General features: G+C 44.5%; 21 protein-coding genes, 1 tRNA gene and 1 pseudogene. 8 read left to right on the top strand and 15 right to left on the bottom strand.

What is annotated here, in order from left to right; genetic code table 11:
- Positions 1-109: 109 nt before the first annotated feature.
- The 6 genes and pseudogenes from F890_RS15515 to F890_RS15490 form a co-directional block, all read right to left on the bottom strand.
- Positions 110-412 (bottom strand): phosphoglucosamine mutase, encoded by a 303-nt coding sequence (locus tag F890_RS15515; RefSeq protein WP_000251875.1) that lies wholly within the window; start codon positions 410-412, stop codon positions 110-112.
- Positions 413-498: 86 nt separating this feature from the next.
- Positions 499-1314, bottom strand: coding sequence for a sulfonamide-resistant dihydropteroate synthase Sul2 (gene sul2, locus F890_RS15510; RefSeq protein ID WP_001043260.1), 816 nt, complete (start codon positions 1312-1314; stop codon positions 499-501).
- A 285-nt stretch (positions 1315-1599) separates the two neighbouring features.
- Positions 1600-1725: pseudogene (locus F890_RS18670) on the bottom strand (transposase); the annotation flags it as partial.
- A gap of 4 nt (positions 1726-1729) precedes the next feature.
- Positions 1730-3640, bottom strand: coding sequence for a Mu transposase C-terminal domain-containing protein (locus tag F890_RS15500; RefSeq protein ID WP_000573066.1), 1911 nt, complete (start codon positions 3638-3640; stop codon positions 1730-1732).
- Positions 3641-4351 carry a heteromeric transposase endonuclease subunit TnsA gene (locus F890_RS15495; protein ID WP_000736393.1) on the bottom strand — a complete coding sequence of 237 codons (711 nt, stop codon included), beginning with the start codon at positions 4349-4351 and terminating at the stop codon, positions 3641-3643.
- Positions 4352-4813: 462 nt separating this feature from the next.
- Positions 4814-4904 (bottom strand) — tRNA-Ser (locus F890_RS15490).
- Between the two features lie 122 nt (positions 4905-5026).
- On the opposite strand from F890_RS15490, the gene F890_RS15485 reads away from it, so the two are divergent.
- Positions 5027-6907, top strand: coding sequence for a potassium transporter Kup (locus F890_RS15485; RefSeq protein ID WP_005105382.1), 1881 nt, complete (start codon positions 5027-5029; stop codon positions 6905-6907).
- 81 nt (positions 6908-6988) lie between these two features.
- Here F890_RS15485 and F890_RS15480 read toward each other — a convergent pair whose 3' ends face one another.
- Entirely contained in the window at positions 6989-7642 is a 654-nt protein-coding gene (locus F890_RS15480; protein WP_005267606.1) for a hypothetical protein, read from the bottom strand.
- 203 nt (positions 7643-7845) lie between these two features.
- Between F890_RS15480 and F890_RS18320 the strand changes: the two genes are divergently transcribed.
- The 3 genes from F890_RS18320 to F890_RS15465 all read left to right on the top strand — a co-directional run bounded on the left by F890_RS18320 (position 7846) and on the right by F890_RS15465 (position 10156).
- A protein-coding gene (locus F890_RS18320) for an IS5 family transposase (RefSeq protein ID WP_370981754.1) occupies positions 7846-8597 on the top strand; the annotation gives its coding sequence in 2 pieces (ribosomal slippage) (positions 7846-8080 and positions 8080-8597; 753 coding nt in all).
- Positions 8598-8749: 152 nt separating this feature from the next.
- Positions 8750-9832: a DNA/RNA non-specific endonuclease gene (locus tag F890_RS15470; protein ID WP_005105384.1), complete on the top strand. Its 1083-nt coding sequence runs from the start codon at positions 8750-8752 to the stop codon at positions 9830-9832.
- A 78-nt stretch (positions 9833-9910) separates the two neighbouring features.
- The gene (locus tag F890_RS15465) at positions 9911-10156 is read left to right on the top strand and encodes a hypothetical protein (RefSeq protein ID WP_005105385.1); all 246 of its coding nucleotides are present in this window, start codon (positions 9911-9913) and stop codon (positions 10154-10156) included.
- Positions 10157-10432: 276 nt separating this feature from the next.
- Here F890_RS15465 and F890_RS15460 read toward each other — a convergent pair whose 3' ends face one another.
- On the bottom strand, positions 10433-11443 hold the full coding sequence (locus F890_RS15460; RefSeq protein WP_005105389.1) for an AraC family transcriptional regulator: 1011 nt from the start codon (positions 11441-11443) through the stop codon (positions 10433-10435).
- Positions 11444-11551: 108 nt separating this feature from the next.
- Here F890_RS15460 and F890_RS15455 point away from each other — a divergent pair, with 108 nt between their 5' ends.
- Positions 11552-12208, top strand: a complete 657-nt coding sequence (locus F890_RS15455; protein WP_005105392.1) for a sterol desaturase family protein — start codon at positions 11552-11554, stop codon at positions 12206-12208.
- A 286-nt stretch (positions 12209-12494) separates the two neighbouring features.
- Here the strand turns inward: F890_RS15455 and hisF are convergent, their stop codons facing one another.
- Complete coding sequence (gene hisF / locus F890_RS15450) at positions 12495-13253, bottom strand: imidazole glycerol phosphate synthase subunit HisF (RefSeq protein WP_005105393.1); 759 nt, start codon at positions 13251-13253, stop codon at positions 12495-12497.
- 113 nt (positions 13254-13366) lie between these two features.
- On the opposite strand from hisF, the gene F890_RS15445 reads away from it, so the two are divergent.
- Genes F890_RS15445 through F890_RS15435 form a run of 3 tightly spaced genes read left to right on the top strand, consistent with a single transcriptional unit; the run spans position 13367 to position 15384 of the window.
- Complete coding sequence (locus F890_RS15445) at positions 13367-14314, top strand: homoserine kinase (protein WP_005105394.1); 948 nt, start codon at positions 13367-13369, stop codon at positions 14312-14314.
- A 27-nt stretch (positions 14315-14341) separates the two neighbouring features.
- Positions 14342-14968 carry a DUF1294 domain-containing protein gene (locus F890_RS15440; RefSeq protein WP_005105395.1) on the top strand — a complete coding sequence of 209 codons (627 nt, stop codon included), beginning with the start codon at positions 14342-14344 and terminating at the stop codon, positions 14966-14968.
- Between the two features lie 20 nt (positions 14969-14988).
- Positions 14989-15384: a DUF4870 family protein gene (locus F890_RS15435; RefSeq protein ID WP_005105397.1), complete on the top strand. Its 396-nt coding sequence runs from the start codon at positions 14989-14991 to the stop codon at positions 15382-15384.
- A gap of 59 nt (positions 15385-15443) precedes the next feature.
- On the opposite strand, the gene F890_RS15430 is transcribed toward F890_RS15435, so the two are convergent.
- The 6 genes from F890_RS15430 to hisB all read right to left on the bottom strand — a co-directional run bounded on the left by F890_RS15430 (position 15444) and on the right by hisB (position 20125).
- Positions 15444-16373 carry a DMT family transporter gene (locus F890_RS15430; protein WP_005105399.1) on the bottom strand — a complete coding sequence of 310 codons (930 nt, stop codon included), beginning with the start codon at positions 16371-16373 and terminating at the stop codon, positions 15444-15446.
- Between the two features lie 66 nt (positions 16374-16439).
- The gene (hisA, locus tag F890_RS15425; RefSeq protein WP_004278658.1) at positions 16440-17174 is read right to left on the bottom strand and encodes a 1-(5-phosphoribosyl)-5-[(5-phosphoribosylamino)methylideneamino]imidazole-4-carboxamide isomerase; all 735 of its coding nucleotides are present in this window, start codon (positions 17172-17174) and stop codon (positions 16440-16442) included.
- 327 nt (positions 17175-17501) lie between these two features.
- A complete protein-coding gene (locus F890_RS15420) occupies positions 17502-18161 on the bottom strand; it encodes a 3'-5' exonuclease (protein ID WP_005105400.1) in 660 nt (219 codons plus the stop codon).
- Positions 18162-18264: 103 nt separating this feature from the next.
- A complete protein-coding gene (locus F890_RS15415) occupies positions 18265-18783 on the bottom strand; it encodes a DUF805 domain-containing protein (protein WP_005105402.1) in 519 nt (172 codons plus the stop codon).
- A 131-nt stretch (positions 18784-18914) separates the two neighbouring features.
- Positions 18915-19532 carry an imidazole glycerol phosphate synthase subunit HisH gene (hisH, locus tag F890_RS15410; RefSeq protein WP_005105403.1) on the bottom strand — a complete coding sequence of 206 codons (618 nt, stop codon included), beginning with the start codon at positions 19530-19532 and terminating at the stop codon, positions 18915-18917.
- Positions 19532-20125, bottom strand: a complete 594-nt coding sequence (gene hisB, locus F890_RS15405) for an imidazoleglycerol-phosphate dehydratase HisB (protein ID WP_004729244.1) — start codon at positions 20123-20125, stop codon at positions 19532-19534. The genes hisH and hisB overlap by 1 nt, the downstream gene beginning before the upstream one ends.
- Positions 20126-20146: the final 21 nt, after the last annotated feature.

Here is a 20146-nt window from a genome sequence, read left to right as displayed (position 1 = left end):
TGCTGGTTGTCGGAAAAGGAGCCGCTAGTGGGAAAGAGGAGGGTAAATTTTCAGCGTTGCTGGCTCCCCGTCAGCCGGATTGGGTTGCATCGCAGGGGTGTCGAAAGAGTCAACTGCGGTCCAAAGCTGTTGGACTTGGGTGAAAAGGGCGTTTATTCTTCCTATACGTTGTCGGCAGCGGGCCAAAAAGGAATACGTCCATGCCCATCGAGGTGAAACCGGCTGTGAGCGCGGGTTCAAGCATATAGCCCGACAGGCGCGTATCCTTGCCGATCACGACACGATGGCGGTGGTCACCGCGACGAAAGACACGGCCAGCCGCCATGCCGACGCGCAAGGCGGTTTCCGCCGTCATCGCGCCTTCGTTGGCTTTGCCACGAATACCGTCTGTGCCGAAATATTTGCGCACCATAAGGTCGATTATCCTGTCGTCGGGTCGCCCTCAAAGGGGACATGCCTGCTGAACCGCGAATATAGAGAAATATCCCGAATGTGCAGTTAACGAATTCTTGCGGTTTCTTTCAGCGCCGCCAATACCGCCAGCCCGTCGCGCAAGGGGCGCGGCTCGTGTGTGCGGATGAAGTCAGCTCCACCTGCGGCGGCGGCAAGCTCTGCAGCGAGTGTCGCGGCCCCGACATCCCCCGGACCACGGCCTGTGAGCGCGCGCAGAAAGGATTTGCGCGAAACAGACAGAAGCACCGGCAAATCGAAGCGCAGCCGCAATTCATCGAACCGCGCCAGCACCGAGAGCGAGGTTTCGGGAGCAGCCCCCAGAAAAAACCCCATGCCGGGATCAAGGACAAGGCGGTTGCGTTTGATACCGGCACCCGTCAGCGCCGCGATGCGCGCGTCAAAGAACGCCGCAATGTGATCCATGATGTCGCCAGCGGGTGCCTCGCGCCGATCTGCCTGCCCGTCTTGCACCGAATGCATAACGACGAGTTTGGCAGATGATTTCGCCAATTGCGGATAGAACGCAGCGTCTGGAAAACCGCGAATATCATTGAGATAGGCCACACCACGCGACAAGGCATAGGCTTGCGTCGCGGGTTGATAACTGTCGAGCGAGACGGGAATGCCATCTGCCTTGAGCGCGTCCAGCACCGGCGCGATACGCGCGATTTCTGTGTCGGACGAAACAGGCGCGGCGTCGGGATTGCTGGATGCCGGACCGAGGTCGATCACATCTGCCCCCTCGGCCATCAGCTTACGCGCCTGCGCAATGGCTGCGTCTGGCGCCAGATACCGGCCTCCATCGGAGAAACTGTCCGAGGTTATGTTGACGATGCCGAAAATGATGAGCGATTTATTCATGGGGGCTTCTATAATAATAATAATCGAGCATGAGTCTCATACGGATGCTCGGGTCGAAAGGGAATCCCCAGGCGAGTAACCTGTTTGCGGTGATCCATTAGCTGCAGGAGCAGAATAGCATACATCTGGAAGCAAAGCCAGGAAAGCGGCCTATGGAGCTGTGCGGCAGCGCTCAGTAGGCAATTTTTCAAAATATTGTTAAGCCTTTTCTGAGCATGGTATTTTTCATGGTATTACCAATTAGCAGGAAAATAAGCCATTGAATATAAAAGATAAAAATGTCTTGTTTACAATAGAGTGGGCTTTCTTATAGCCAATCCACCGATCAGTGAATAATGTCTCAATCCGTTCACTATCGCTTAATTGCATGATTTCAAGTACATGCTCTGCAAGATATTCATATTTTTCCATCACATCACCTTAAATCATCAAATGCAGTTAAAGGAGTACTCCACAAATCATCACTTGTCTGAAGGCTTTCAGAAACTACAGCCTTTTTAGACTGATTCTGTTCGGATAGCTGAGTAATGGCTTTTTCATTTTCCTTTTTTCTTTGGTTTGAGCGACGTTGCTTTCGAGTCAAGCTTCGAGCCTGATTAAGCTGCTCACGTAGATGTAAAATCGCCTTGTAAATCTCATCCTGATTCTGAACATCCTGACGCCCATTCTTGAGATAGTTCTGTACCTGTCTATATTCAAATAAGCTAATCGGTGGTATCTCTCGCTTTGCAGTGGGTACTTTAAAATAGGTATTAGAAAATGGCTCATAAAACCAAATCTGTGAAATATCCCTCGGATCACGCTTAAATAAGAATTTTCTTTTGCGCTTTCGATTATTGTCGTCTGGATCAATAGAATTAACCCATTGCCTTAAACAGTCTGCAAAATAGAATAAGTTATCTTTCTGCACCCCTGTACGCTGAATGGTCGCTTCAAATTCAGGTAGAAAATCAATAAACAAGGTATCTTCATCTGATACACGTTCTTTCAAACCTGTTCCTGCTGTCGTCTTCGTTCCCCAAACACCTTCTTCCCATTTAACAATAGGTGATGTTCCTAAAGCTGAATGCTTCTTCTGATGATAAACTTTAGTAATCCAATAAACGATATAGTATTCAAGTTCCTTTAATGTCATACAGGCTTGTTTAGCGGAATCATAAGTTCCTCGCTGCTGCACATTTGAAAAAGTTGTACCATCCAGCACATGCATTTCAAGATTGACAATACCAAGCATACGTTCAATATGACCGCCAAATCTCGCCCCACCAATTGGTCTATATTCCCAATGAATCCCATATTTTAGGCAAGCTTTACTGATGTGATTGGTTCTAAAATCGGGTCCATTATCTGTATGCACCGAGTCCATAATACCTTCGACCTGCCATTCAGCATCAATATTTAGTTCGATCAACTTACGTTTTTTTGACAAAATACAAGATGCTATACACATCGCCACTGAAGTCGTACTTGGTGCTTCTAGTGATAGGTAATATCCAACAATCATCCGACTGAAAACATCGATTGCCAAGGTTAAGTGAGGTTTTCCAATCGCTTCTCTGAACTCGTCATCCACGATTTCAATATCTAGAGGTGTATGATCAATCTGCACATATGCCAAAGGGTAATCAGCATTTGGGAATGAACCCGCAGCAGCCTTAAATTTATCTATTGCAGCTTTAGATCCAAGACGTGCTTTCGTTACTTGGTAATTATTTAAAGCCTCGATTCTTCTACGAATAGAGTTTTCATGTGGTGCTTCAAGCTGAAGCCGTGAACACTCTGCTTTTACAATTTCAATCGTTTTGGAAATACTAGGTTTCTTCGCATTCAAATATTCATCATTGATAGCTTGTTTAATGATATTGCTCACTTGAGGTGACAACCTTGATTTTTCAGTTGTCCAACCTCGTTTTTTGGGAATCAACGTCATTAGAGAGTTATTTTCACGATAATCTCTAAGCCACTTCCACAATGTAGAACGATTTACATCATATTCATTCGCTCTATTTTCAACCAGTTCAGTGGTTGAATACTCAATCAAAGGCTTAATAATCTCATAACGTTGTAAAGCAATCTGCCAAGCTTCATTGCTGATATCCTTATCACCTTTGTTTAGGTTTTCAGTTAGCGTATTTTCTCCCTCAAAAACGGTCAAACTTTTAGAATTGACCTGTAAACTACGTACCGAATCAAGACTTGATATAACAATGTCATTAGCATTTAAAACATTCACAATTTTATAAGGGTTTCCCTCATAACCAACAACCACATTGGGTTTAAGTGTGATACGACTACGATCAATACTGACAGCATTAGATTCAATCATTTAGATATTCCTCACAAACGCATCATTTTGGTTAACCCATATCACAGTTTCAGCCGTTAAAGGGCAATACAAGTCACAAGCAATCATTCGCTTTGCCACTAGTGCCCAAACTTGGTGAATCCCTTTTAGAACATTGGTTTTATCTTTAAAAAGATGAGCAGGTAATTGATTAATTGTTGATTGACCTAACTTTTGTAGGGTATCGAGTAATAATTGTTGATCAACGGCATCTATATGAGAGCGTCTAAATTTTTTTAAGAAATTAATATTTTCCCAATACTGATCATATAATCTTGTTTCACTGATAATTTTGAACTTCCATCCTTTATCAGCAGCAAAACGATGAGCTGCTCTAAATTTTGGTTTTAACTTATCCCAGTCCTCAGCAAGCTTTTTCTTGGGCTTAATTTCAATAAGCATAGGTACAGGGAAATCCTCAAAATCATCACAATTCGAGCTTGAAAACTGCACCAAAAAGTCAGGGGTGTAGTTTGATTGATTACCCAATTCAGTGATGTAGGGGATAACTACAGGTTGACCGATAACATCAATCACATTGTTATTAAATTCTTGCTTAAGTATGAAATCACGCTCAAGGGTCGATTCAAACCATATGGTTTTTTCACCTCTAAAAGCATAATTTCCTGAAATACTCCCATAAACAGTTTGAGCTTTTCTAACAGGTAAGTATTCGTCACTCAATTTTTTCATAAAAAATTCACCATTCAGGCACTCGTGCTTATTAATGTAATTTTGTAAGCCACTCTTATCTATTTGTATAAATAATCTGATTTAATTGTGTGAAATTAGAGTGACAACCTATTGATTATCTATAATGCCACTCTATTCTATTGCTGTAAATGACAGAAGTGCTGTCCATTATTTTGGCTAGGATCACTGCTTTCAGGATCGTAAGCTAGATTCTTAACGGTTTTAGCTGTCAGTTTGTTGGATTGCTTAGCCAATTTTTAACCTCATTTGACGGTATAAATTTCAGGAAAAAACGAAACTCCCCTCATTAATAGTCGTTTTTAATGAGATACCGTCAAAAGTACCGACAAAGATGTCGGGATACTACTGGACTGCGCCGTAGTGTACAGGCGTAAAAAAAAGGCTTAAACCCTTTAGATTTAAGCCTTTCGCACTACGGTAAAGTCCCGTAGAAATCAAATTTGGCGGTGAGAGAGGGATTCGAACCCTCGAAACGCTATAAACGTTTACACACTTTCCAGGCGTGCTCCTTCAGCCACTCGGACACCTCACCATAGGCCGAGGATAATAGCGAAAAAAACCAGCTGTGCCAAGCTGAAACAATTGATTTGCAGAAAAACTTTTAATGCGGTGCTATGATTCGCAAAAATGCTTGTTAAAAAACGAAGACAATATATGCAAAGCACTGCACAAAAGGCAGCTCTTCCGGTGATTACACTGGCTGCGCTTGGGGTCGTTTTCGGAGATATTGGTACCAGTCCGCTGTATGCACTGCGCCAATGCTTCCTTACCGCACATCTCGCCATTAGCGAAGCTTCTGTACTCGGTATCCTGTCCCTGATTTTCTGGTGCATGATGCTTACCATCAGCTTTAAATATGTCATGGTAATCATGCGTGCCGATAACAACGGCGAAGGCGGGATTATGTCACTGTTGGCATTAAACCTGCGTACCACACGAATCTCTGATCAAAAGAAAATATTCCTGATTGCTTTGGGCTTTGTCGGCGCATCGCTATTTTTCGGTGACGGGATTATTACCCCGGCAATCTCCGTGCTCTCAGCCATTGAAGGCCTGAGTATTGCCACGCCCATTTTCAATCAGTGGTTGGTGCCTTTATCGATAGGGATTCTGGCCGGACTGTTTATGGTACAGCGACACGGCACAGCCACGATGGGCAAATTTTTTGGGCCTTTAACCATGCTCTGGTTTTTGTCGATTGGCGGTTTTGGTTTGTGGAGCATCATCCAGACCCCATTTGTACTCTGGATGGTGAATCCCTACTGGGCCTATCATTTTGTGGTCGATCAGCCTTATGTGGCTTTTCTGACCATGGGGGCAGTGATTCTGACCATGACCGGTGGTGAAGCGATTTATGCCGATATGGGGCATTTTGGCCGCCTACCGATTCGGCTGGCCTGGTTCATTATTGTCTTGCCATGTTTATTGCTGAATTATGCCGGGCAAGGCGCCTTGTTGCTGCGTAGTCCTGAAGCCCTGGCGAATCCTTTCTATATGCTACTGCCAGACTGGGCCTTATTCCCTATGATTGGACTGGCGACTGCAGCGGCGGTGATTGCCTCACAGGCGGTCATTACTGGGGTATTTTCTATGGTCAATCAAGCCATTCAATTGCGTTATTTGCCGCGCCTGTCAGTCAAGCATACCTCTGCATTGGAGCGTGGCCAGATTTATCTGCCTTTCATTAACTGGATGTTGTTTATCTCGGTGCTGATCCTGATTTTACTGTTTGAAAATAGTGCCAATCTGGCCAGTGCTTATGGCGTTGCGGTGACCATGACCATGCTCTGCGGCACCATTTTGATCTCGATTCTGGCCTATGGCTTCTGGCGTTGGCCGGTCTGGAAAGTAGCGTTATTTGCTGTACCATTCCTGGCACTGGATTTAGTCTTTGTGGCCTCAACGTCCTTGAAAATCGCTTCGGGTGGCTGGGTGCCAATTCTGATTGGTGCGGTACTGTTTACGATTCTCATGACCTGGAAAGACGGGCGTGCGTTGGTACTGAACCGGCTGGAACAGGATGCCTTGCCGATTGATCTGTTTATTAAAAGTATTTCGATGGGGGAAGGCACCAAGTTTGTGCCAGGCGATGCCATTTTCCTGACCGGTACACCAAATATTGTTCCGCATGCCATGTTGCATAATATTAAGCACAATAAGGTCTTGCATGAACGCAATATCATGTTGACGGTGATTACCCGGGATATTCCTTTTGTTGACAGGCAGGACCGGATTGAACTGGAAAAACTGAGTGAGCATTTTTACCGGGTGTTTATCTATTATGGTTTTAAGGATCAGCCGAATATTCCGGAAGCTTTACAACAGGCCTATGAGCAATGGGATTTTGAATATGACCTGATGCAGATCAGTTTCTTTATTTCACGTGAACGGATTATGCATACTGTGGGTGAGGGCATGGCACCGTGGCGGGAAAAGCTGTTTATTTCTATGCAGCGCAATACCAGTCCGGTCAGTGATTTCTATCAAATTCCACCCAACCGTGTGGTCGAGCTGGGCACCCAGATTCAGATGTAAATAAAATAAAAAGCATAAAAAAAAACCAGAGGCACACTCTGGTTTTTTTATGAGAGAAACAATAAATAAATGAGTTTCAGATTATTGTTCGAGTTCTACCGCAGCCGGCACTTCAGGTGCAGCATTCAAAGGTTCTTCCATCAGTACTGGCTCTGCATCAGATTGAGCTGCAATTTCAGTTTGTTCATTGCTCACATCTGCTTCAGTCACAGCCGCTTGTTGCGGTGCTTCAGGCATCGGTTGTTCTGAAGCAATAGCTGCTTGCTGTTGCTCTTCAGACATTGCTGGTACAGCTGCTTGTTGTTCTTCCAGTGTTGGTTGTTGTTGAGGCGTCGTCATAGACGTGCTGGCTTCTACTTCTGATTCAGTGGCTGGTTCAACCAGATTGGCCGGCACCTCTGCTTCATTCATACCTGGTTCTGTGACAGGTGGTTGAGGAGAAACAGTACCTGAATTTGGTGCCTGAGTCATTGCTGGATCATTGGGCATTGGTGCCTGTGTGTTTGGCATGGCTGGTTGCGGTGCTGCTGCACGCGGATCGACCAGACGAATCTGACCAGAGTTCACCAAGCTTTCTAAAGAGGCTTCCTGACCATTCACCTTGGTACTAATTTTAGCTTTAGACAAGCTTTCAAGTGTTTCACCTGGTTGAACCGGTGGCTCAGCAAATGCAGCTACGCTGATCACACTTGTGAATAATCCTAAACCTAATGCTTTAGAGAGTTTGGAATTCATGATTGACACCATTGCTAATAATTGTACGAATTGAGATAGGCCGTTAGCTTTACACACTCAATCTACTGAGCCAAACAAAGCTACGCAAACACCGAGAAACCTCATTTAAAAAGAAATAAAATTAGGGCGTGTCCTCATTTGAAAAATTGGTTTTAAATACTTAAAATCCTCCTTTAAGCTCTTTTGATTTCTATATTTTTTCAATGGCACGTACTCTTCTCACCGATGATATCTGGCAGCAAATTCAAGATACTATGCGATTACACGGTTGTTACTGTTCAAAGAATAGTAGAAATATCATGGAAGCGATCTTATGGAAACTGCGTACAGGCGCCACATGGCGTGATATTCCCCAAGAATTTTGTCCTTGGCAAACTGCTTACAATCGCTTTAATCGTTGGGCAAGCAAGGGATTGTGGGATAAATTTTTTTTAGATTACGAGGCGTCTTGGATCAAGAATGGGTATTCATTGACGGAAGTTACATACGCGTGCATCAACATGCAAGTGGAGCTCGGCATGGTTTCGAAAGAGCAATTGGACAATCACGTGGTGGACGAACAACAAAAATACATCTTGCAACCGACGCGAATGGATTACCGATTGATTTTAAAATCACTGGGGGTGACGTCCACGACAGTCAAGTTGCAAAACAACTGATTGATACGGTAGACGAGGCAACTTATCTCATTGCTGATAAGGGGTATGATGCTGAGCACATTAGAATATATGCCAAGAACAAGAATATGATTCCCATTATTCCATTGAGATCAAACAGTAAGAGATCGAATAAGGAATTTGATAAATATCTATATAAATTAAGACATTTAGTTGAAAATGCTTTTGCGAGATTAAAACATTTCCGTGCTATTGCAACTCGATTTGATAAACTGGCACGCAATTATAAATCTATGATTCGTATAGCCTGTATATTTATTTGGTGCAAAGCCAAATGAGGACACACCCTAGATAGTTTGTTACAACTGCCCGAGATTTTGGATACTTATTGTTTATTTAGTAAACGAATGGTAGAGCCAAGATATACTTCACTTATACAGCTTGTTAAGCTCGGTCAAAATCTGTATTGATCTAAAAAGTACGTGTAAGAATGGCCAAGAAGCAGCGTAAACCCAAGAACTCTTTTTTTCAGTTTTTAAATGATAATAGTATTAAAGTCATTCTGGGCGTGGTGGCTTCGAGTAGCTTCGCCATCGCTTTTGGCCAGGAAAAAATCAGTCAGTGGGTGTCGCTATCCTCTTCCAGTGATTCTGCCTGTCTGAATCAGTTTTATCGGGATGTGCCACCATATTTGATAAAAGACAGTCTGAAAAAAGACAGCTATTCACTGTGTTTTAATGGCTTTAATGTTGGTTATTCCGGGGTATCTAAAACGCCGCTCTGGGTGGCGGAAGCCTTAACGCCAGCACGCTTAAGCCAGAAAATTCCCCGTGAAGATAATTTTCATGAAGAAGATCGGGTCAGTGCGAAGCATCGTGCCACATTGGCGGATTATCGCGGTTCAGGTTATGACCGCGGTCATATGGCGCCGAATGCGGATATGCCTAACAAGGCTGCGCAGTCTGACAGTTTTTCATTGGCCAATATGGTGCCGCAAGCGCCCAAGAATAATCAGCAAGTCTGGCGTGAGCTGGAAGAAGCCACTCGTGCCATTGTGACCAAGCAGAAACAGGATGTTTATGTGGTAACCGGGCCGGTCTTTGCCGGGAAGAAGCTGAAAACCATTGGCAATGGCGTGATTGTGCCAACCGCGGTCTATAAGGCGGTTTATATGCCGAAAACCGGTGCTATTGGTGCTTACTATGCACCGAATGACAATTCACTGAAAGTGCGTATTGTCAGTGTCTGCTATCTGGAAGAACAGCTTGGAATTAACCTGTTCCCGCAGCTTACCGAAGAACAGAAACGCAATACCTATAAGCTGCCACTGACTGGAAATGCCGTAAAAGCCAACCAGAAAATTGAATACTCTAATTGGGATGCAGAAAGTCAGTGTGCCGAAGAGGTTTCTGAAGAAAACCTGCAGGCATTACAACGCGAGTTTAAGTCTTCCGGTTCAAGCAGTTCGGCCTCCTCTGCGACTGGCGGTGCGATAGACAATGCAACGCAAGATGCCATTGTGAAACAGCTGATTGATGCCTTGTTGCAATATATTTTGCACCTGTTGAAATAAGCTTGCTGAAAAAACCGGGATTCGGGTAGCATCGACATCAGACGTTCATTGAAAATAACAAAGACAGGTGAAGAGGATATGTTTAAAGCATTTGAAAATGGCAGCGAATCCCATGCCATTCATGATCTGACTTTGGAAAATGATCTGGACTGCGTCAGCCTGTATGGCAACTTGCAAATCACCAAGGATCAGCAGGGACTGAAAGTGGCCAAAGCCTTGCAGGCTTTTCTGAATGATGTGGTACAACAACTGGAAAACACGCAGGACTTGCCAGAAAAAATTCAGCGTGATGATCTGGATGAAATTGAAAATCCATTTTTATAAGCATTTTTAAGCGCGATGATCTGCATGCTCCATGTGAAACATGCAGAAAAATGGTATTTGGAAATCCTGGCTTTTTAGAGGGTTTTTATTAAAAAGCCTAATTTTCTGCTCCCACAATATCTCCAAACACCAGCCAGAATGTGCCGAGCAATTCGGCAAGATATTTATCCATATTCTAAGTCCTTATTTTTATATTTATTATTAGGTTATAGGGACAAGGGATTTAAATTATCAACGTTGCTTGAAGCCCGTATATTAAACCAACATGTTAGTGGTTTAAGCGGCTGACATATTCTGTTGGCGCCACTGCTGCGGCGTCAGTTGAGTCCATTGCTTAAAGGCGCGCTGAAAAGCACTCTGTTCAGAATAACCGAGTAACATGGCAGTTTCCTGCAAACTCAAGTGCGGATCTTTCAGATATTGCATCGCCATCATGCAGCGGATTTCCTGCATACATTGCTGATAGGTTTTGCCCTGTTTCTGCAAATGGCGTTGTAACTGACGCACGGAAAAATTCATCTGCTCGGCAATATGCTCGATCTGAAACAGGTTTTTTTGCAGGCCAATCAGAATTGCCTGTTGCAGTTGCTGATCAATGAGAGTGGAGTGCGGAAATTTTTCTAGCAATGCTTTGGCCTGTTGCATCAGCAGTTTCTGCAAGCTCTGGTCGCCCTGTTTCAGCGGTCTGGACAGTTCACTGACATGCATCAATACCTGATTTCTGGCTTGAGAAAAGCGGACTTTACAGCCGAAATACTGCTCATAGAGTGCAATATTTTTAGGCATTGCATGCTGGAAATGCACTTCATATAACTGAACCCCGTGCGGGTTCTGCACATTGGCTTTCACGAATTCCGTCATTAGCGCAATCGCGATTTCATCGGTCAATTGGGTATTCAGATGAAACGGAACTTCAACCCAGCCAATCGACAGATAATCGCCTTGCCATTGCAGCTGAAGTAGGCCGCCATCATAAATCAGACGATGATAATCATGATAGCGCATGAAGGCTTCACCCAAGGTCTCACTTGAGAGTGCCAGATAGCCAATAATACCAAGGTGTTTAGCTTCAACCAGTTGGGCGATTTCCAGGCCTAAAGCTGGTCGTTGCAGCTGTTGATCAAGTGTTGTTAACAGATCACGCCATAGGGCGAAATCAAAGCGTTCCAGATTTTGAATGGCCAATAATTTCTCAGGGACTTCAAGCTGTTTCAACTGATAATAGTCCAAAAGTAAATGTCCTAAACCACCGTATACTGAACCTACGTAGTTTTTTAGAACCAGCATTTTTAATTCTTTTATTTTGTCGTATTTTGTCAATCATATTGAATATTTTGGTCAATATCTAGTCTTTTATTTAGCCTATATTAAAAATAGACCAAGAGGTAAAAGATTATGTGGAAAGGTTTTCTGGCAGGGCTCGTCGTCGCAAATGGATTTGAATGGTTTGCGCATAAATATGTATTGCATGGTGTTCACCGGCCGGGACAGAGCCGTTATAGTCCAGTACCCGAGAGTATGCGCTCACACTGGGAGCACCACCGGGTTGTGCGCAAAACAGAATTCTCCGATTTCGGCTATGTAGAAGGACTGGACAACTGGCGTACCCGCAATGAAATTGCCTCACTGGCAGTCGTCGCGACCGTTTTTGGACTCAGTTTTTATCCTTTTTCCAAAGGTATGTCACTGGCTGCCTTATATGGTGCAGGCAACTATTATTATTTACATCGCCGGGCTCATCTGGAGCCGGAATGGGCCAAAAAGAAATTGCCCTGGCATTATGATCATCATATGAATAGTAATCAGGATGCCAACTGGTGCGTCACCAAGCCCTGGTTTGATTATCTGCTCGGTACCCGTGTGATTTCCTCGGCAGATTTGCAGGAACAGAATCCTTTAGGTTTGAGCTTGCCTGCACCGATCTCGAAAAAACTCAACCGCTGGGCAGAACAATATTTTCCGGTTAAATCGGCCGATGCTTCCTCTAAAATGACAAAAAATACTGCAAAAAATACGGTAATGAAGCAGTTAAATACGCAGGTTATGGAGTAAAATAGGGCTTTGTCGTGATTTGTCAATAAAATACGATTGTATTGTCAATATTGTCCTGTGGATTTCACTTATATTTGCTCCTGTCGGTGAGCAAAGCCTCATACTGATAATGTTTCTGGGTGTAATGAGTTATTTTGAATACCAAGTGCTGTAGTCTTATCTTGGTTTTATAAGGAGTCGAAAGACTCCTTTTTTTTGTCCCGTATTTGCTGTGTTGTTTTATTTAAGGCATAAAAAAAGAGTGTTTATAAAAACACTCTTTAATTAAATCATCATCTAAAACGGCTTAAAGGCGCATTTCAATACCTTGGGCTGCCATATAGGCTTTGGCTTCCGGAATGGTGTGCTGGCCAAAATGGAAAATTGAAGCTGCCAGTACTGCATCAGCACCACCATGGATAATGCCGTCCGCCAAATGCTGTAAATTACCCACACCACCAGAAGCAATCGTCGGTACCGTGACGCGGTCATTGATGGCACGCATCAGGACAATGTCGTAACCGGCTTTGGTGCCATCGGCATCCATCGAAGTAATCAGTAATTCACCTGCGCCGAAGTCAGCCATTTTCACGGCCCATTCAATCGCATCGATCCCGGTTTCCTTACGGCCACCGTGGGTGAAAATTTCCCATTTATGGTCACCGGTTTTTTTGGCATCGATCGCCACCACGATACATTGTGCGCCAAAGCGTTGAGACGCTTCCTGCACAAACTCAGGATTATAAATCGCAGCCGAGTTAATGCTGACTTTATCTGCGCCGGCATTGAGCAATAAACGGATATCTTCGACTTTACGGACACCACCACCTACAGTTAACGGTACGAATACAGATTCGGCCATACGCTCTACAGTACGATAAGTCGTGTCGCGTCCATGATGTGTAGCGGTAATATCAAGGAAAGTAATTTCATCGGCACCTTGTTCATTATAACGGCGCGCCACTTCGACCGGGTCACCCGCATCACGAATATCAAGGAACTGGACACCCTTGACCACGCGGCCGTTATCCACGTCCAGACAAGGAATAATACGTTTAGCTAGCATAAATTTTTCCAATTATTACAGCCGATTATGAAACTCACCCACGCAAGCGCTACACCTTGGCAGATGGAAACGGTATTCTAGCAAAATTATGTAAGTTTTTTCGCAGGTTTTCTATGTCGGTTTATACCACTTTGACTTTAAAGGAAGTTCAGGATTTTGCAGCGCCTTATGGTTTAAAGGCGATTGATCTGATTCCCATTCAAGGCGGTATTCAAAATACCAACTATTTTTTAGTCTGCGAAGATCAGCAATATGTGCTGACAGTATTTGAGGATATGGATGAGCAGGCGGCAGGTGAACTGGTTCCTGTGCTGGAACATCTGGGTCAGGCTGGATTGGCCGTTCCTGTGCCTTTGTCGCATTCAGGCAAGGCCATTCACAGCATTAAAGATAAACCGGCACAGATTGCACCACGCCTGATGGGTGAACATCCGATGCCATCTACCGTCGCACAAGTTGAAGCGATTGCAGTGGCTCAGGCGAAAATGCATGTGGCACTCAAAGACTTTAAATTAGAGCGTAATTTTGTACGTGATCATGCCTATTGGCTGGCCGTGTCTCAAGAGATCAAGCCGAGTTTAAGTCCGGCCGATAAAGTCTTGCTCGGTAAATTATTAGGTTTATATGAGGCGTTGACGGCGGTATATCCGGATCGTCCACGCGGTTTTATTCATTCCGATCTGTTCCGTGACAATACCTTATTTGAAGGCGATCAGCTGAATGGCATTCTGGATTTTTATGAGCTGAATAAAGATGAGTGGTTGTTTGATATCGCCATTACGTTAAATGACTTCTGTACCGAATATCCTGACGTAATCTTAAACGAAGAAAAAGCGATTGCCTTTTTAAATGCCTATGAAACGATTCGTTCTTTAACCAGTGATGAACGCGCCTGTCTGGAATTGTATCTGGCCATGGCGGCAGGACGGTTCTGGATGATGCGCCTACAGGTGGCTCAGCGTAATGCAGCATTAGGCCGGACGGGCGAAGATATTTTGCAAAAAAATCCGGATGAAATGCGTAATATGCTGATTGAACGCTTAAAATTCGTCACCGCTTAAACAATCAAATCAAAAGGGATAGGGGATATGCGCGATCAGGGACGTTTGGTGGAATGGTTTGATGATCAGGGTTATGGTTTTATCCAGCCTAGTGACCCAGCCAAAGATCGCGTATTTCTGCATATCAAGGACTTTGCCAAGCCTGGCCCACGTCCAATCGTGGGCTGTGCGCTGGATTATCTGGTCATTCTGGATGAACGCGGACGTTATCGCGCACAGCAGGTCATGTACCTGAAAGCCGCACAAGCCAAAAGTCTGCAAGCCAAACTCAAACCGTCCAAGCCACAGCAGGCACAGAAATTACAGCCGATGCAGATTGCCTGTGTGCTCTATATTCTTTTTTTGGTGGCTTTGACCTTGGGCAGTTTACTCAGTGGACTGGTGTTGTTACTGGTCAGCCTGATGAACGCGCTCAGCTACTGGCTCTATGCGCAAGACAAGGAAGCAGCCCAGCTGGGTAATCGTCGTATTCCGGAAAATACTCTGCATCTGGTGGCCTTCTTGGGCGGCTGGCCGGCAGCCTGGCTGGCACAGCAGAAATTACGGCATAAAACACAAAAACAACCTTTCCGGCAGATATATTTTTGTACCATAGCCTTTAACATCATTTTGATTATATGGCTGATTTCCCCATTGAATAGTTTAAATATCTAGGGGAAGTACCAGGAGGGGACGTGAATTATTCCATTGATAAAGACTCAAACCGCACACTGACTTTTGCACTGTACATTTTATATATTGTGGCCATTTTTAGTGCTGGCCTGCTGGCTGTCGTGGCGTTGATCATTAACTATGTGAAACGGCGCGATGTGCGCGGTTCCATCTTTGAAAGCCATTTTACCTGGCAGATCCGCAGTTTCTGGTGGTATCTGTTCTGGAATATCGTCGCCTTTATTCCATTTTTCTTTTTGTTCTTTACCGGCGAAGATCCTGACCTGTTTGCAGGGGTCGCATTTGGTGCATCCGCTTTCTGTTTAGTGGTGGTGGTTTTGGCCTGGATCTGGATTGTGTATCGGGCGATTCGCGGCATCATGCGCTTAAATGACAATAGACCGATGTATAGCAAATAATTTTAGCCGTATTTCCCCAGAGAAAAAATCCCCCTTTTTTAAGGGGGGATTTAGCAGAATTAAGAAAGATCTTGTTTTAATTGTTCTGTTGGATCTTTTCTTAAAAACTTTGGTTTCCATTCACTGGCAATTACGCCAAGTACCACCATCAATCCGCCTAATAAAGCCAGTGACGGTAAACGTTCTCCGGCCAGACGGCCAAACAGGGCTGCCCATACCGGTTCACCTGCATAGATAATCGCTGCTTGCGAAGGATCCACCATGCGCTGAGCCCAGTTCATCACCAGTTGGATCAAGGCACTGGCAATGCCTAAACCGACTAAAATTCCTGCCAGATGCCAGTGAAATCCAGGTAACTGAGATTCACCTAAAACAGGTGCGATCATGAAGCAGAACAGGGATGCAAAAATCAGTTGCAGCACCGTGACCCGGCGGACATTGACCTGCTCGGCGAAATAGCTGATAAAAATAATCTCCAGTGCGATCGCAATCGAACCAAGCAAAGTCAGGGTTTGTCCGAAACTGAGCTGAATCGCAGCAAAGCCATTTCCTGTCAAAAACACCAGACCGATAAAGGCAAACAGCGCTCCGATCCAGGTCATAACATGTGGTTTTTTGCGAAATAGCAGCCAGAGCAGGATCGGAACCAGCGGAACATACAAGGCGGTTAAAAAGGCCGACTCACTGCTGCTGATGGTCTGCAAGCCCACAGTTTGGGTGCCGTAGCCAATGGCGATCATGATGCCAATCACCGCGCCAGCGAACACTTCTTTCAGGTTCATGCCTTTTAGCGACTTCAGTGAAATTAGGGTGACAGCAAGCGCTGCCGCAGCAAAGCGCAGGCCGACAAACATAATCGGACTGCTAAAATTTAGCCCGTATTGCACAGTAATAAAACTGCCGCCCCAGATAATGGTGATCAGGATCAGGGCGAGTTGCGGTGCTTTTACCATCCAGCCGGAGTGATTTTTGGAAATAAGTGTAGACATGCCAGGAGATCAGAAAATTAAAAAAATAAAAAAGAGGTCCGAAGACCTCTTTTACAGCAGACTTAATTATAGCGCCTGTTGCTCATCTAGCAATAACTGTGCTTCACGCAAGCTTAATGTACCTTCGTAAATCGCACGGCCGGTAATTGCACCTAAAATACCCGGTTGGTCTTTCAGGTTACGCACGTCATCCAGATTGGTCACGCCGCCTGAAGCAATCACAGGCAAACCTGAGTATTGCGCCAGATTCACGGTTTGCTCAATATTCACACCCTGCATCATGCCATCACGCGCGATATCCGTGTAGACAATGCTTGACACGCCAGCATCGGCAAAACGTTTCGCCAGGTCAGTAGCCTTGACATCAGTCACATTGGCCCAGCCATCTGTTGCCACCATGCCATTCATGGCATCAATCCCAACAATAATATGACCGGCAAATTTTCGACATGCTTCTTCAACAAATTCAGGATCCTGAACTGCTTTGGTGCCAATGATCACAAAAGAAACACCGGCTTGCAGATAATGCTCAATGGTTTCCAGAGAACGGATACCACCACCAATCTGGATCGGCAAATCAGGTTGAGATCGGACGATGGCTTCAACCACTGGTTTATGGATTGGCGTACCTGCGAAAGCACCGTTTAAATCTACTAAATGCAAGCGGCGAGCGCCTTCATTTACCCAATGCTGTGCTGTTGCGACCGGATCGTCTGAAAATACGGTATCGTCTTCCATACGACCTTGTTTTAAACGGACACATTTGCCATCTTTCAGGTCAATTGCAGGGATGATCAGCATGCTTTCGCTCCTTGCTTAATCTTTAGAATGAATTTGAGTGTATTCATCTTAGCAAATAAAGTCGAAATTTCTAACTCTTAAACGGTATGAATAAAGAAAACCTGTCCATAGATAGGTAGCAGTGAGGTAATTTATTTTGCTCGTTTTAATGATTTTAATGATCCGTCTCTTGAATGGAGATCAGATTTTCCATAACGGATCGTGTACTGAGCTGGTCGATAACCGAAGCTGTAAGACCTGTTAAAGTCACAGCTCTCTCATCGAACGCGCTCATCACAGCTTTTATGCGTACATCAAGTTACCAGAACCAACACGCCACTTAAGCGCTTAAGCCGTCGATGAAGGACGGATTCTTAATTTTAATGAAGTATTGGGAATCTCTCTGGGTAATAAATCCCGACGTAGTAATTCTTCAAATACCAGCACGGGCGCGTAGGCATCTGCGGCTGCATAATCAATTTGTGCCGGGCTGAGCTTCTTGCTGGCCCAGTTCGAGGTACTAATCCGTTTGGATTTAGGAAAATTTACTTGAAATAGCAAAGCCATGGCATTTTTTAATCCGACCGGATTGTTTAAACCAAAAGCTTTAAAACATTTGGACAGTTCAATCACACTATTCAGTTCAATGCCTTTTTTACGGAACAGGTGCGCATCATTTTTCAGGCCAAAACCGACCTTGATCTGCTCGCGACTGGCAAAGATCGGTTTAAGAAAATCCCAGATCGAATCATTCATTTGAAATAAATAGGCTTTATCTAAAGTGGCCAGCTGAATCAGATGTGGCCCGGTAGAAACCTCACCAACTTTAAAGGTCGGTTTGGATTCAGAATCGAAACCCAGGACTGCATGGCTTTTTAGCTCCTGTGCAAGGGCATGACACTGTTCCAGACGATTAATCACCTGAATCTGTTGCATCGGAAGATTTTGAAATACAGGAAAGGCCTGAATTTGTTCCTTGCTTGGTAAAGTATCCAGCAGCTGTTGCATAAACTTCAATCATGAAATGAATGCGTTCAGCTTAATCACTTTTCCTGTTCTAGGCAAAAATAAAGCCCATGAAGAATGGGCTTTATGCAAAATTTAACAAGGATTAATCAGTGTGATAGCTACTCTGTTCGATCTGCGCCTGTTGAGCACGTTCAACATAATTCTGATAAGCAGGGACAGCAAAGGCTGCCAAAATAACTGCGAGTACCAGATACAGCACCACCAAAAGCGTTTCCCAGCCACGTGTCGTGCGTGGAGGGCCATATTCATTACTTTCGTTGTGACCGGGTGCCAATAACAGGTAAAGTGTAAAGACAAGGTTTACGACCGGCACAAAAATCAGTAAAGAAAGCCAGCCATTATGATTACGGTCATGTAAACGACGAATTAAAAAAATCACGCTAAAATAAATCGCAACGCCGTAGATCAAAACCAACAGCACCATTAAAGGCATGGACATTTTACCATCTAAAGTCTCTGGACTCATTCCAGGTAAAATGAAAGCAGCAATGATCCCGATGATCATAAAGCAAAAACCCAGCAGCATATTCCATGCGATATACGAACGTCGCCCAAAACGTCCTGATGCATTCCACCCCGAATCCTGAATTGTATTACTCATTATTTTTCCTTTGTTTTCATTAGATTTTTTATAAGTAAGTCTATGATAAAGGGATTTTTTATAAATGAAAAGTGTAAAAAATAATCAATAAAAAAGCCCGCAATCTGCGAGCTTTTTAGGGGGAAGGAAAATCAGATTTTCCAGTCCACAAAGTTTTTCAATAACTGCAAACCGGCAGTATGACTTTTTTCCGGATGGAATTGGGTCGCGAACAGGTTTTCTTTATGAATTGCAGTACAGAACTCGATGCCATAGGTACAAGTAGCTGCCACCAAGTCTGAATCTTGTGGCTCTACATAGTAACTGTGCACAAAGTAGAAACGCGCATCCTGTTCGATATTATTCCACATTGGATGCTCTGGATCGGCCTGATGTACCTGGTTCCAGCCCATATGCGGCACTTTTAAGCCCGTCATTTCCGGAAAATGCTTGACCGCACCTTCGAAAATACCCAGTGCATCGGTACCGCCATTTTCTTCCGAATGCTGCATCAAGGCTTGCATGCCGACACAAATGGCCAATACCGGTTTGTTAAATACGGCATTGCGTACCACTTCATCAATCCCGGCTTCGTGCATGCCTTGCATACAGTCACGCATCGCGCCTACGCCCGGAAAAACAATCTTGTCTGCTTGTGCAATCAGTTTTGGATCATTGGTCACATCAACCGTGGCACCGACATGTTCTAATGCTTTTGCCGCAGAGTGCAAATTTCCCATGCCATAATCAAGAAGGGCAATACGGGTCATTACAGTGTACCTTTGGTTGAAGCTACCGTATTGGCAGCACGTGGATCTACTTCACAGGCCATACGCAGCGCACGCGCAAATGCTTTAAATACGCTTTCGATCTGGTGATGGCTGTTTTTGCCTTTCAGGTTGTCGATATGCACCGTCATCAAGGAATGGTTTACAAAGCCCTGGAAAAACTCAGAGAATAAATCCACATCAAAACGGCCGATCATGGCACGGGTAAATGGAATATCCATAAACAGACCCGGACGACCAGACAGATCCACCACGACACGGCTTAAAGACTCATCGAGTGGCGCATAGAAATGACCATAGCGTTTCAGGCCTTTTTTATCGCCTAATGCCTGTGCAAATGCCTGACCCAGCGTAATACCGCAGTCTTCCACAGTATGATGGTCGTCAATTTCCAGGTCGCCATCACAATGAATATCAATATCAAACAGGCCATGACGCTTGATTTGATCAATCATATGATCTAAAAAGGGAATACCCGTGTTTAAGGTGCCTTGACCAGTACCGTCGAGATTCAAACGAACTCGAATTTTGGTTTCGTTGGTATTTCTTACCACTTCACTGATACGATCTGTCATAGACACGTTCCTCAAATACGT

The sequence above is a fragment of the Acinetobacter sp. CIP 64.7 genome, assembly GCF_000369745.1.
Classification (GTDB): domain Bacteria; phylum Pseudomonadota; class Gammaproteobacteria; order Pseudomonadales; family Moraxellaceae; genus Acinetobacter; species Acinetobacter fasciculus.
The sequence above is the reverse complement of the archived record's forward strand: the minus strand, read 5'-3'. Positions and strand labels throughout refer to the sequence as shown.